Origin of the sequence: Rhizobium giardinii bv. giardinii H152 (assembly GCF_000379605.1) — a bacterium.
In the GTDB taxonomy this organism is placed as follows: Bacteria; Pseudomonadota; Alphaproteobacteria; order Rhizobiales; family Rhizobiaceae; genus Pararhizobium; species Pararhizobium giardinii.
This window is the reverse complement of the sequence record NZ_KB902646.1, coordinates 66888-80557: the sequence shown is the minus strand read 5'-3', so window position 1 is coordinate 80557 and position 13670 is coordinate 66888. Positions and strand designations below refer to the sequence as shown.

The window sequence follows — 13670 nt, the reverse complement described above, 5'->3', positions numbered from 1 at the left end:
TTACTTCGGCAGCGGCGTGGCGACGCCCTTGACATGCCAGTCCATGGCGACGATCTCGCCATCGGCGAGCGTCGCGCCAGCGGCTACCCCTTCGCTGCCGTCGGCCTTGGTGATCTGCCCGGTGAACGGAGAGAAGCTGCCGTCGGCGATCTTCGCCTCGATCTCCTTGATCTTCGTCATCATCTCTGCCGGGATGTCCGGGTTCCAGTCGACCACCTCGACGACCTTGTCGGCGACGCCGAGGAAGGTATTGGCCCCCTTGAATGTGCCGGCGAAATGGGCATCGACCGACGCCTTGAAGAAGGGCGACCAATCCGTCGCGACGCAGCCGAGGTAGGTTTTCGGAGCGTATTTCTTCATCGACGAATTCAGGTTGAAGGCATAGACGCCCGCTTCCTCGCATGCCGCGATGACGGACGGCGTGTCCTGCGCGTTTGAGAAGATCACGTCGCAGCCCTGCGCCATCAGGGCCTTGGCAGCCTCCTGTTCCTTGGCAGGGTCGAACCAGGAGTTTACCCAGACGACCGACACCTCGATGTCGGGCTTGACAGTCTGGGCGCCCAGCGTGAAGGCGTTGATGGAGGTGATCAACTCGGGAATAGCGAAGGCGGAGACCGAGCCCAGCTTACCGGTTTTGGAAAGTGCAGCGGCAGCCATGCCGAGAAGGTAAGTGCCCTGGAAATACTTGGCCGCGAAGGGCGAGAAGTTCGGAGCAACCTGAAAGCCGGAGGCATGCAGAACGGTGACGCTCGGATCGCGGCGGGCGATCTGCAGGGCGCCGTTCTGGTAGCCGAAGGAGCCGGCAACCAGGAACTTGTTCCCGTCGGCGACAGTCTTGTTCATGATGCGATCGGCATCCGGACCTTCCGCAATGTTTTCAAGAACAGTAACCTTCACCTTGTCGCCATAAGCTGCCTTTACCGGCTCGAGACCGGCGGCAAGCGCGTGGCCCCAGCCGACGTCGCCAACCGGTGAGGGGAGCACGAGGGTGATGCCGAGCGGATCGTCGGCCGCAAGGGCGGACCGGCCGCCCAGTGCGCTGGCGAGGCTGGAAACGGCAACGCCTTTCATCAATGTTCTGCGGGTCAAATTCTTCAGCATTTCAGTTCCCCTTTTTTTGGTTGTTCTAGAATTCTACCGTTGCGAGAGCGGCCTCGGCCTCTGCGAACAGCCGCGCCTCGTCAAGCCCGATAAACTCGCCCATCTGCCAGACGATGCGGCCATTGATCATGGTCATGTCAGTGGGCATTCCGATGCCCACCTTGGCAATCAGGCTCAGCGGGTCATGCCGCGTGCCGACATAGTCCATGCGCCGGGTGTCGATTGCAAAGAGGTCGGCAGCCATGCCGGGGGCGAGCCGGCCTATGTCGCGGCGACCAAGCAGGCTTGCGCCGCCGGTCGTGGCATAGCGCAGGAAGTCGCCCGGGGGCGGCACCGGATGCGCACGGGTCCCGGCCATAAGGCACTGCAGCATGTATGCGGAGTGGATGCAGTGCATCAAGTTCGAATTGTCATTCGATGCCGCTCCGTCGCAGCCGAGACCGACGCGCAGCCCGAAGGCCGACATCGCCGGAATATCAGTGACCTCGGCGCCGACCAGATAGACCGGTTGCGGGCAATGCGCGACGCCGGTGCCGCTTGCGGCCATCTTCCTGAGCTCTTCATGGCTGAGCTCCCAGCAATGGGCGTAAAAGGTATCGGGCCCGGCAAAACCGAGCTCCTCACAGTAATCCACCGTCCGCATGCCATGACGGACCCTGATGACCGGGCTTTCACCTTCGCCCACATGCGTGTGCATCAGCACTCCGCGATCCCGCGCCAGCGCCACCGATTCCACGAAGGTCTCGCGATAGCAGTTGACCGGCTGGCACGGCGCGACGACGACCTGGCGCATGCTGTAGCGGCTCTTGTCGTGATAGGTGTCGATGAGGCGGGCGCAGTCGGCAATGAACTCGTCCGTCGTTTCCAACATTGCGTCGGGGATAGTGGAGCCTTCCGACTTCGGCAGCGTGTTACCGCCGCGTCCGGCATGGAAGCGCATGCCGAAGAGATCGGCCGCCTCGAACTGGCGGTCGATCAGCCGCTTTCCGGCATGCCGAGGAAAATTATACTGGTGGTCGAAGGCCGTTGTGCAGCCATGCTTGATCATCTCGGCCATGGCCGTGACCGAGGAGTGGTAAAAGCAATCCTCGGTCAGCCGCGAAAAAATCGGATAGATGCGGTCGAGCCATTCGATGACTGACAGCTTCGTCCAGTCGAGGGCCGCGCGGTTGCGCACGAAACACTGAAAGAAATGGTGGTGCGTGTTGACTAGGCCGGGATAGACGAACCAGCCGGTGGCATCCTGCACGATCGTGCCCGCGGGTAACTCGCCCGCGCCTAGATTTTCGCCGATCGCCTGGATCGCCGGGCCGTTCGTCAGAAGGTCGACGTTGCGATGGACGAACGCCCCCTTGCCCTCGTCGACGAGGACTGCCGCGCAGTTCTTCAGAAGGTGGCCGGCCATGTCACGCTCCGCCCGGTTCGATATAGGGGGCGGGCTTTAATTCATGCAGCCGGTGGATGCCTGGCATCTCGATGAAGTTTTCGAGGCTGCGCAATGCGCGCGACCAAAGCCGGATCGCCGGATAGGGGTCAAGCGAGACGCCGCCGTCCGGCGCGAGCGCCACGTAAGGGAAGCAGGCAATGTCGGCGACTGTCGGTCGGTCCGAGGCGAGGAAGCGCATGCCGCGAACACCCTGCTCGACCAGGCCTGCTTCGACCTCGCGAAGCGCCGCGATGCCATGCATCTGGAGTTCTGTGATGTCACCCGGACGCAGGAGCATTTCGTGAAGCCGGGCAGCGCCGAGGCTCGTGGTCAGCCGGTTGGAGAAGGAGAGCCACTGCTGGACCCGCGCCGTTTCCTCCGTTGTACCGCTACCCAACCACTCCGGTGCGGCCCTGGCCGCGAGATAGACGAGCATGGCGGAGGATTCGGTCAGGATCAGGTCTCCGTCCTCGAGGATAGGGATGGAGCCTGCGGGATTGAGATCCATGAGCGCCGCGCCGCGATGCTCGGCACCGGGGTGGAAATCCACCGGGCGGATGTCCAGTTTTACGTCGGTCAGCGCGGCCATCAGGCGCACTTTGTAGCAGCTGGGCGAGAGGATGTAATCGTAGAGCTTCATTGCGCCACCAGTTGTGCGCCGTATGTGTAATCGTGGCGTTTCAGCCAGCGTCTGTAGGCAACCGAGGTGAGGTCGGCCCGCGTTGGAATTTCCATGCCCGGATCAAGCGGCAGGAGCCGAGGGATCTGGTTTTCGAGGATCGACCGGTCCTGCAGGAAGATCGTCTGCTGAAAGTGAATGAGGTCAGTCAGCGTTGTGGTGTCGTCGTACAAAGCCATCCAAGGCCAGACGTCGCACAGATCCTCGGCAAGCGGCTGGACGAAGAGCGTAATGACATCCCATTCACCTGGGCGGGGCGGGCAAGTCTTGTAGAGAACAGCGCATGTCGGCGCCGGCACGCGGTACATATATTCCGTCGTGATGCCGCCGCTTGCCGATTTGGCAGCCTGAGGCTGGTAGAACTTCACCTGCGTAGCCCAGACTTCGTCTTCCCGGATTTCGACCTTGTAATTCTGGACTTCCGTGTGTGGCTCCGCACCCAGGATATCGGTGTGCACAAAGGGAAAATGGGCGATGTCGAGAAAATTCTCCACTGCACGCAGCGGCGAGCAGCGCACGCGAACGACGCCGACATCGACAAACCGGCGGCCGGCCTGGTCAGCCTCAGGGATCGCGAAAAGCGCCTTCTGCGGCGCGCCGAGGGACGACCAGACGTGGCCGTAGCGGACGCATACGGGTAAGGGGCGTCCATTTCCGCCGGTCACTCTCGCATTGCCTTCGGCGTCGCGCGCCACGTCGATCGGCTCGCCCATCAAAGCGGTCTTGCGTCCGCCGGCGTCGAGCTTGCTGAAAAGGCCGACCGGATACCACTCGTCGATCATCGCATCGTGCGTCATGGCGCGATCCCCTTGGCCTGGAGAGCTTCGGCCGCCCGCCGCAGCGACTCGGCGGCCCGTGACGCGGCGATGCGCTGGGCAGGACTGCATTTGTCGCTCAGCATGACATGGATCAGCGTCTGATCGTCCTCCTGCAGGGCGAGCAGCAGTCGGATCGTTTGCGAAGGTTCGATCTTCCAGACAATACCCACAGGGTCGGCCGTCGCGCCCGCCGCAATTTCGAGGGCCGAAACGCTGGCATGTGCCATCAGGGAGCGAAGGGGAACGAGGCCTTCCATCCGCGGGGGGTGGCCCGTGGGTTCTCCAACGGCAACCCAGATGAGCCCGTCGGTCTCTTCGACCCGCTGCGTTGCCACCCGGATTGTTTCTGGCGGCGCCAGCCCCGGATGGGCCGGGATGCGCAGACAGTTTCCGGCCTGAGCATAACTCCAGCCGTGGTAGATGCAGGACAGCGCTTCGCCGCGCACGAAGCCATGAGACAGGCGCATCCCGCGATGGGGACAGCGATCCGCCGATGCCGCAGTGCGCCCCGAATCGCTCCGCCAGAGAGCAATTGACCCGGCTGGCGTCCGTGCCGGCATCACGGTACCCGCCGGCAGATCCGCGGAGAGGGCGACTGGCGTCCAGAAGCCGGTCGTATCGGGTAGCATGACTGAACTTTCTGCACAATATCAACGTCTTGCTGGCCTTTGCCGCCAAGTCATCAGCCGATGTCCGCGGTCCAGCATCCTCACGTTTGCATAATTATTTCGCATTGGCAATATTGGTTAAATATGGGGCAAAGGATGTTGCGGGCAGCGAAAAGAGCTGCCCTGTCCCTCGTCGGCTTGGTCGTTGATCGGCGTGCGTTGTATCGTCTCAACCCAGACGTCGATGGGCCCCAGAGAACACCCTATCTCCATCATGTCGATCAGCTCTTCTGGTCCCGCGACCTCGAGTTCGATCCGCGCGGAACTGATGTGCGATGTGGCCTGGGAAAGCCCAAGCTTGGCGGCATGGCGCTCGATCCAGGGGAGGAAGGAGGCAGCATCAAGATCGCCGAGAATTGTCATCCGTTCCCGGATGTGACCCTGACCTCGCTGCGTCATGAAAGATCTCACGATTTGGTTTCTTGGGTCCACAGCATAGCGCCTGCATGAACTTGCGGAAGGGTGATTATCAAAACGAGGACGGCGCGCTGTTCCGGCTCCATATTTGATCGTCGCGCCGGTGAGCCCGCCGTTGCAGAAAGGGGCATTTGGCAGCAGACAGCGCAGTTGCCCAGCAGTCTACGCGATAACCAGGCTGTGCGGTTTTTGCTGTCGGCCTGGGAGCCGTCGAAACGTGCTCACAGCTGTCCTGCCCGATAATCGTCGACGAGGTTGCGGCAGGCGCGGATCGTCAGGGCCATGACGGTGAGTGTCGTACCGGCGATGCCGCTGCCGGGAAAGGCGCTGGCGTCGGTGACGATGAGGTTCGGGGCGTCCCAGAGCTGGTTATAGGGATTGAGCACTGACGTTTTCGGGGTTTCACCCATCCGCGCGCCACCTGTCTCGTGAATCGCCGCGCCCATACACATGGTCTTGCGGAACCACTTGCGAAACATGAAGCGGCTGAATGCGCCTGCTTCGGGGAAGGCGCCCTTGCCCATCTCCTTAAGACCTGTGGGCGAGCCGATAAACTCCAGGCTGCCGCCGACTTCCTCGATCATTTCGATCAGCGTTTCTTCCTGCAGGCGAAGCAGCGCCTGCTCCTCCTCATGCATGACGCAACGGATGTGCGGGACAGCAATGTTCCAGGCGTCCTTGCGCCGCGCATCTAGCGTGATCCGATTGTCGGCATAAGGAAGCATACGGCCAAAGCCGAAGAAGGCGAGGCGCGCATCCGCGTCCTTCGCGACGGGTGCCCGGCCGGCGCTGCCCTGGTAGTTGAAATCACCGCGCGCGACGTCAGCGTCACCAAAGCGGGGAATGAAAATCCCGCCCGAGGGATTGTAAAACGGGTCCACGGGGGCGGATTCGTCGAGCGCCCAGCCCTTTGCCCCGGAAAAAGAGCCGAAGGCAAGGCAGGGAAGCTGGTCCATGAAGTAGCGACCCAACGCCCCGGAGCTGTTGCCGAGCCCAGCTGGATGTTTCGCCGAGGCCGAATTCAGGAGCAGTCGCACGCTCTCGATCGGAGAAGCCGAGAGCACCACCATTGCCGCGTGGGCGATCGAAGTCTTTCCGGTATTGCGGTCGATCAATTCCGCGCCGGTGGCCCGACCCGTTTGCGCGTCGGTGGTGATGCGGCGAACGACGGCGTTGTACCGGACCGTCAGCCGGTTGGTGGCCTGAGCCTCCCTGAGCGGCAGCGGCATGCGCTCGGCGTCAGGCGCGATGTAGCGCCAGGAGACAACGTGCCGGTCCGGCCAGCGGCTTTCGACCGCCTGCTTGAAGACCTGTTCTGCCGGCGTTAGGCTCGCGGGCCTTGCGTAGATGCCATCCGGCAGGGTCGGTACATTGTCCTTGTTTCCGTAGAGCCCGAGATAGGACTCGACCTCGTCATAGAAGGGTACCAAATCATCGTAGGATACCGGCCAGTCCACACCTTTGCCGGTCCGCGACCGGATCTTGAAATCCTCGTCGGTCCAGCGCAGCAGCACCCGGCCGAAACTGTGGAGACGCCCGCCGCCCTGGCGGCCGCGGATCCAGAGGAAAGGCGCTTCCCTCGGCGTCGTGTAGGGGTTTTTGCGATCATTGACAAAGAAGTGGCTGAAACGTTCGCTGAAGAAGGCGGCCCGGGCCTGGATCGGCTGGCCCTTTACCGTGGCGCGCGCCCTCTCCCAGATATTGATGCTGCTGGCAGGCGCCTTCTTGCGTGCGGGATCGAAATCCTTGGGGCCGACGGCCGGGCCGGCTTCCAGAAGAAGGACCGACAAACCCTGTGCGGTCAGCTCCTTTACCGCAAACGATCCCGCCGCGCCGGAGCCGATCACCAGCGCATCATAGATGATTTCCGTCATTTACTTTTCGAATCCTGTCCTGGTGCAATTTCCTAAAAAGGCGCGGCGCCAGTTGAAAATTGCAGGAAAAACAAAAGGAGTGCGCGTCACAGGCGCGATCCATCGGCATCGAAGAGCGACGCCTTGCGAATGTCGAGCCCGGGAGCCAAGGCGTCGCCGGGCTTTAGCGAAACGTCTCCCATCAGCCGCAGCGAGAGGCTTTGGCCAGCCCAATCGAACCAGAGAACGGCCTCCGACCCCATCGGCTCGACAACGGAAATGCGGCCGGCGATCGTCGGCAGACCGCTTGCGGCGCCATCAAGCACAAGATGGTCCGGGCGGAAGCCGAGAGTCGCTGGTCCATCTGACGTGGCCACCTGGAAGCAATAGCCTGAGAGATCGACGGCAAGACCCTTGCTGACGAAAACCGGCCGCCCGTCGCCACGCTCAATCCGTCCCTCGATGAAGTTCATGGCCGGAGCACCGATGAAACCGGCGACGAAGAGATTGGCCGGGCGGTGATAGATCTCGGCCGGCGATGCGAGCTGCTGGATCACGCCGTCGCGCATGATGGCGATGCGGTCGGCGAGCGTCAGGGCCTCGACCTGGTCGTGCGTCACGTAGATCATGGTGTTGCCGAGGTTCTGGTGCAACTTCTTGATCTCCACACGGAGTTCGTTGCGCAGCTTGGCATCGAGGTTGGACAGCGGCTCGTCGAAGAGGAAGACATCCACTTCCCGCACCAGCGCCCGGCCGATGGCCACGCGTTGGCGCTGGCCGCCCGACAACTCTGCAGGACGTCGGTCCAGCAGCTTGTCGAGATGGAGGAGGGCGGCGGTGCGGGCGACACGTGCCTCGATCTCGGTTTTCGGCAGCCCCGCGACGCGAAGACCGAAGGAGAGGTTCTTGCGGATCGACATGCGCGGGTAGAGCGCGTAGGATTGGAAGACCATGCCGATGCCGCGGTCTTTCGGCTCCTCCCAGCTGACGTTCTTGCCGGAGATCCAGATCTCGCCGGCGGTGATGTCCTGAAGGCCGGCGATAGCGTTCAGAAGCGTCGACTTGCCGCAGCCGGAAGGGCCAAGAAGGACCAGGAACTCCCGGGGCGCGATGTCGATCGACATCTTTTCGATCACCGGATGATCGCCATAGGCGATTTTCAGATCCTTGATGGAAACAGCGGATTGCATGGAAGTGTTACCCCTTGACTGCGCCGGCGGCGATGCCGCGTACGAACCAGCGGCCGGACAGGAAATATATGGCGAGCGGAACGATGGCGGTCAGAATGGTCGCTGCCATGTTCACATTGTAATTTCGCTCCCCCATGGTGGTGTTGACGATGTTGTTGAGCTGGACAGTCATCGGCAGGTTGTCGCGCCCGGCGAAGACGAGACCGAGCAGAAAATCGTTCCAGATGCCCGTGAACTGGAGCATGGAGACCACGACAACCATCGGCACGGCAATGGGCAGCATGATCTCGAAAAAGATGCGCCAGAAGCCGGCGCCATCGACGCGGGCTGCCTTGCAGAGCTCTTCCGGCACGCTGACGAAGTAGTTGCGGAAGAGCAGTGTCACCAGCGGCAGGCCAAAGATGACATGAACGAGGATGATACCGGCGAGCGAATTGTAGAGGCTGACATTCGCCATCGCCCGGACCATCGGATAAAGGAAGATCTGGTAGGGGATGAGGCCGCCGGCCATCAGCAGACCGAAGAGCACGTTTGCCCAGCGCGGCCGCCAGAGCGACAACGCGTAGCCGTTGACAGCGCCGACGAAGACCGAGAGCGCGACCGACGGAACGGTGATCGCCACCGAATTCCAGAAGCCGGTGCGGATACCGACGCAGGTGGTTCCCATGCAGGCCCCCGACCAGGCGGTGGCCCAAGCAGAGAAGTCAAGCGTTTGCGGCAGGGAAAAGATCTGTCCGAGCCGGATTTCGCTCATTGTCTTCAGCGAGGTGACGACCATTGTGTAGAGCGGCAGCAGGAAGAAAAGTGCGGCGATAAAAAGGAAGGCATAGAGGCCGATGCGACCAGCGGTGATCTGCGTCGGCCTCGGGCCGTTCGGATGAAGACGTGCCATCACGCTGCTCCCTTTGCTCTGTTGCGCATGTAGATCGCGTAGCGGAACGGGGCGACCGCAGTGATCACGCCGAGGACGAGCACTGTCGCACCGGCCGTGGCGAGGCCGAGGTTCTGGCGCCCGAAAAGGTTGTCCATGATGAATTTCGCAGGCACCTCCGTCGAATTGCCCGGGCCGCCATTGGTCATGGCAACGACGATGTCGTAGGTCTTGATTACGCCCATGGCGAGCAGCATGCCGGCGGCGGCCAGGGCCGGACCGAGTTGGGGCAGTATGATCGAGACATAAATCCGCCAGACAGGGATGCCGTCAATTCGCGCTGCCTTCCATTGCTCGGCCTCGATGCCGCGCATGCCGGCAAGTGCAATGACCATGACAAGGCCTGCGCCCTGCCATACGCCTGCCAGCACCAGCGCATAGATCGCCATGTCGCGATTGACCACCCAGTCGAGGACAAAGGTTTCCCAGCCGAGCGACCGCACACTCGCCTGAATGCCGAGCGTCGGATTGAGCATCCACTGCCAGATCAGACCCGTCACCACGAACGACATGGCATAGGGGTAGAGGAAGATGGTCCTGAAGGCGCTTTCGAAACGGATCTTGCGATCGAGGGCAGCCGCCAGCAAAAACCCGAGCAGGAGACAGCCAGCCACATAAAGAACGCCGAAGATCAGGACGTTTTGCAGTGAAGCGAGCCACTTGGCGGAATAGAAGAGCTTCACATACTGGGTAAAGCCGACATAAGTCGATGATGGGAACAGCGTGGAATTGGTGAACGACAGACGGATCGACCAGGCCATGGTGCCGATGAACACCACGACCGCGACGAACCATGTCGGCAGCAGCGCGAAGGTCGCGGAAAGATGAGGCTTGCGTTTGATGGGCATTGGCCGGCTCTTTGAGGGATGGAAAGCAGGGCTCGCGCCGCCGCGCAAGGCGACGGCCGGTGGCGTCGCGACCAGGCCGACGCCACCGGCGCAATCTTACTCGAAGATGGCGAAGAAGTTTTCGGCCGCAGACGCCATATCATTCGAACCACCGCTCCAATATTCGTCGACGAAGTCGTCGAGTAGACCGACCTGCTGGGGCGTCAGCAGGATCGCCTGATCCGGTACGACATTGTCGGCGGTCATTAGTTCGAGGCCCTTCTGCGCGCAAACGTCCAGCTTCGACTTGTCCACGTCGGCGCGCATCGGAACGGAACCCTTCTTGAGCGAGAATTCGACCTGGATGGCCGGGTCCATGACAACTTCTGCCAGCAGCTTCTGGGCCTTGTCGGCCCCGGCATCCCCGGTCTTGGGGAACCAGAGGGAGTCGGCGATATAGACCATGCCCGGCGATTCCGGAACGATCATACAGCCATAGTCCTTGCCCGCTTCCTTGCCGGCGACTGTGAATTCGCCTTTGGCCCAGTCGCCCATGAACTGCACGCCGGCCTTGGCCGTGATCAGCATGGCGGTCGCGTCGTTCCAGTTGCGGCCGGCCGCGCCGTCATCTACATAGCCGCGCAACTTGCCGAAGATATCGAGGGTCTTCTTGATGCCTTCGATGGAAGCCTCGCTCTTGTCCTTGTCGACGTAAATCTTCAGAAAGCCGTCGATCCCGACCTGAGAGAGCAGGATCATGTTGAAGACCTTTGTCTGCTGCCAGGGCTGACCGCCCCACGCGACCGGAACGATGCCGGCAGCCTTCAGCTTGTCTAGGCCGGCAAAGAATTCGTCCCAGGTCTTTGGCTCTTCCACAATACCAGCCCTTGCGAAGGCTTCCTTCGAATAGAACAACCAGCTTTCGCCATGGGCGCCGGTTGGCGCAAGATAGACCTTGCCGTCGTAGGAAATGAGGTCGTAGATCGATTTTGGCAGGGCATCCGCCCATTTGCCGGCGGCGGCCACGTCGTCGATCGGATTGAACAAGCCTTGGCCTACGAAATCGGCGGCGGCAAGGCCGATGACGCCCTGCTTGGCCCCAGGTGGGTCTCCGGCGACGATACGGTTCTGGAAGGCGGCATCGGCGGCGCCGAAACCGGCGATCGAGGAGTCCTTCCAGACGCCGCCGCGCTTCTCGAATTCGGTCTTGATGATATCGAGCGCCGCCGCTTCGCCGCCCGACGTCCAGGACGACATGATCTCGATCGTCGGCTTATCATCGGCGAGGGCCGGGGCAAACATACCAGCGAATACGGCCCCGGTTAGTAACAGTTTCATCATGCTTTTCATTGTTCCACCTCTTGAAAAAAATGCCCTCTTGGCGGGGCATTGGTGCTCTTGGGAGTAAACCTCAGCGATAGACCGGCAGGAGCGCCTGACGGACGAGCGTGAGCCCGTTGGCAATGTCGCGGACCGGATCGGGCGCGGCATCGAGTTCGAGAATTGCCCAGCCTGCATAGGCCCGGTCGCGCAGCAGCCGGATCCAGGCGGGCCAGTCAACCCGTCCAAGGCCGAAGCCACAGAAATAGGCCTGATGACGATCGTGGATGTGCTCGTCGATCTGCGTATCGGCGGGCATCTGACCGATCGCATCCTTCCAATGTGCGATGATCATGCGTTCGTGATGGCGATCGACGAGCTGCACCGGGTCGGAGCCGGCGACGATGATATGGGCGGTATCCGGGCACATGTGCACATAGGCGGGGTCGGTCAGCATCATCATCAGGTCGACGTCGCGCGCTGCGGCAAAGATGGAATGGGCCTCGGTGTGGAGCGCGAGCCGGACGCCCCGGGCATAAAGGATCGCGCCGAGCCGGTTGAGGAAATCGGCGATCACCTTGGCGCGGTCGAAGTCGTGGAATATGGCCGGCTGAGCTCCGAGGGTCTGACGCAGCGGTGCGCCGATCACCATGATGTCGCTGCTGCAAGCCTTCAGGAAGTCAGCGTATCTTTCCGCCTTGTCGATGATAGCACGCTGGGCCTCTTGTTGCGTGAAGTCGCCCGCAGCTTCCAGTTCCGCGAAGAAGCCACTGCACAGCGTCAGGCCGCGTTTCGTCAGCTCTGCCCCGAAACGGTCGACGGAACCATAGGTCTTGATCGCGTCCTGCCAGTTGAAGGGAGAGAAAGTCAGTTCGACACCGGTCACGCCGGAAGCCTCGGCGCCGTCGAGAATCTTGTCCCAAAAGGCATGCGGTTCGGCGCGCGCATGTTCGATGATTGCGTCATGGCTTTGGAGGCCAAAGAAACCGGGATGAAAGAACGTCACGAGATCGACGCCGAAGCAGAGCCTATCGCCCTTGGCCATAGCGAACCCCTTTCCTGAAAGGCATGGCCCAGCCGCTTGCAAAGCATCGCCTTGCATCGAATAAACCGTGAAATTTCAATACAATACATTTTGGCAAACGTTTGCCGTGGCTGAATGATAGTCAAGCTGTTTTTTTATGCAAGCGATTTTTGGCAATCGTTTGCTATAGCGCGGCCGCTAGCCTAGAATTCCATGCGACATATTCGGAAGGAACAAAAGAAGCGTGAGAAAAAACCAAGACATGCTCGGGGAGGAGCAATCAGGGCCGTTGATGGCAGATGTGGCGCGGCTTGCCGGCGTTGCGATCTCCACGGTCAGCCGGGCGCTTGCCAATCCCGGACGGGTTAACGCGAAGACGCGTGCCAAGATCGACGCGGCAGCCAAGCAGTTAGGCTACACTCCGAACGCCATGGCGCGCGGCCTGAGGATCGGAAAATCCAACATCATCATGATCATCCTGCCAGGCTCGCTGCATTATGGAGCCTCCCAGATCATCCCGCAGGTACTGCAGAGCATCAACCGGTCGCTGATCCAGGGTGGTCATAATCTGATGATCGCCAACCTCGACCGCGACGAGGTTTCTGAACGGCACATTCTAGATCTTGCCTTCGGCGGCACGGTTCGTGGAGCCATCATCCTGTCCTCGAAACTTCCGGAAGTCGACGGGCGATCTCTTGCGAATGCCGGGTTTCCGATCGTCTCAATGCTGCTCGACATGAGTGACGCAGGATTCCCGAGCGTCGTGACAAACGACCGGGAGGCGGTGCGTGACGCGACGGCGGAACTGATCCGGCTGGGGCATCGGCGGTTTCTCTACATCGCCGGTCCCGAGGGCAATTATCACGATGTGGAGCGCTATGGCGGCGTGGTCGAGGCTTTGGACCAGGCGGGGCTGACTGCGGAAGCGGTCCGGCGCTCCGGAGGCAATCTCGACTACCAGCACGGGTTCGAAATAGGCGTCCAAGCCGCAAGTGATTTTGCTCGGCTGACTGATAAGCCGACAGCGGTGATCGCCACAAGCGATGATATGGCCATATCGTTTGTCAGTTGTGTACAGCGGACCGGATTGAGCATCCCAGAAGATCTGTCCGTCGTCTCATTCGATGGCTCTCCAGTCTGCGAATTCTGCTCTCCCTCTCTCTCGACGATCGAACAGCCGGTGGACGAGATGGGGCAGGCAGCAGTGGCGATCCTGCTCGGCGCCACTGGCCAGATGGAAAACGGCCCCGCTACGCGCACCGTTATCCGAAGCAAGCTTATTCTGCGGGAAAGCATGGCCGGTCCAAAGAGCTGAGTATAGTCGGCAGGGCGCTGACCTGTGCAAGAGGACGCCGGGTGGCTAACCACTGTGTTGTGGCTGGCACTCGCCCGGCAGATAATGGAGCGAAAGCTGGT

Annotated in this window: 13 protein-coding genes; 1 reads left to right on the top strand and 12 read right to left on the bottom strand. The window is 61.3% G+C overall.

Annotated elements, in window-relative coordinates; all coding sequences use genetic code 11:
- From A3AY_RS0113310 to A3AY_RS0113255, 12 genes are all read right to left on the bottom strand, one after another.
- On the bottom strand, positions 1-1098 hold the full coding sequence (locus A3AY_RS0113310; RefSeq protein WP_174371924.1) for a BMP family ABC transporter substrate-binding protein: 1098 nt from the start codon (positions 1096-1098) through the stop codon (positions 1-3).
- A gap of 28 nt (positions 1099-1126) precedes the next feature.
- The gene (locus A3AY_RS0113305) at positions 1127-2506 is read right to left on the bottom strand and encodes an amidohydrolase (RefSeq protein WP_018326159.1); all 1380 of its coding nucleotides are present in this window, start codon (positions 2504-2506) and stop codon (positions 1127-1129) included.
- A gap of 1 nt (position 2507) precedes the next feature.
- On the bottom strand, positions 2508-3167 hold the full coding sequence (locus tag A3AY_RS0113300) for a glutathione S-transferase family protein (protein WP_018326158.1): 660 nt from the start codon (positions 3165-3167) through the stop codon (positions 2508-2510).
- On the bottom strand, positions 3164-4003 hold the full coding sequence (locus A3AY_RS0113295) for an aromatic ring-hydroxylating oxygenase subunit alpha (RefSeq protein WP_018326157.1): 840 nt from the start codon (positions 4001-4003) through the stop codon (positions 3164-3166). The genes A3AY_RS0113300 and A3AY_RS0113295 overlap by 4 nt, the downstream gene beginning before the upstream one ends.
- Positions 4000-4653, bottom strand: a complete 654-nt coding sequence (locus A3AY_RS0113290) for a Rieske 2Fe-2S domain-containing protein (protein ID WP_026203400.1) — start codon at positions 4651-4653, stop codon at positions 4000-4002. The genes A3AY_RS0113295 and A3AY_RS0113290 overlap by 4 nt, the downstream gene beginning before the upstream one ends.
- 117 nt (positions 4654-4770) lie before the next feature.
- Positions 4771-5091 (bottom strand): acylphosphatase, encoded by a 321-nt coding sequence (locus A3AY_RS35235; protein ID WP_018326155.1) that lies wholly within the window; start codon positions 5089-5091, stop codon positions 4771-4773.
- A 239-nt stretch (positions 5092-5330) separates the two neighbouring features.
- On the bottom strand, positions 5331-6983 hold the full coding sequence (locus A3AY_RS0113280; protein WP_018326154.1) for a GMC oxidoreductase: 1653 nt from the start codon (positions 6981-6983) through the stop codon (positions 5331-5333).
- Positions 6984-7069: 86 nt separating this feature from the next.
- The gene (locus tag A3AY_RS0113275; protein WP_018326153.1) at positions 7070-8152 is read right to left on the bottom strand and encodes an ABC transporter ATP-binding protein; all 1083 of its coding nucleotides are present in this window, start codon (positions 8150-8152) and stop codon (positions 7070-7072) included.
- A gap of 7 nt (positions 8153-8159) precedes the next feature.
- A complete protein-coding gene (locus tag A3AY_RS0113270; protein WP_018326152.1) occupies positions 8160-9044 on the bottom strand; it encodes a carbohydrate ABC transporter permease in 885 nt (294 codons plus the stop codon).
- Entirely contained in the window at positions 9044-9931 is an 888-nt protein-coding gene (locus A3AY_RS0113265) for a carbohydrate ABC transporter permease (RefSeq protein ID WP_018326151.1), read from the bottom strand. Before A3AY_RS0113265 ends, A3AY_RS0113270 begins: the two co-directional genes overlap by 1 nt.
- A 96-nt stretch (positions 9932-10027) precedes the next feature.
- Positions 10028-11260 (bottom strand): ABC transporter substrate-binding protein, encoded by a 1233-nt coding sequence (locus A3AY_RS0113260; protein WP_026203399.1) that lies wholly within the window; start codon positions 11258-11260, stop codon positions 10028-10030.
- A gap of 61 nt (positions 11261-11321) precedes the next feature.
- Positions 11322-12275, bottom strand: coding sequence for a sugar phosphate isomerase/epimerase family protein (locus A3AY_RS0113255; RefSeq protein WP_018326149.1), 954 nt, complete (start codon positions 12273-12275; stop codon positions 11322-11324).
- 223 nt (positions 12276-12498) lie between these two features.
- On the opposite strand from A3AY_RS0113255, the gene A3AY_RS0113250 reads away from it, so the two are divergent.
- On the top strand, positions 12499-13569 hold the full coding sequence (locus tag A3AY_RS0113250) for a LacI family DNA-binding transcriptional regulator (protein ID WP_040668671.1): 1071 nt from the start codon (positions 12499-12501) through the stop codon (positions 13567-13569).
- Positions 13570-13670: the final 101 nt, after the last annotated feature.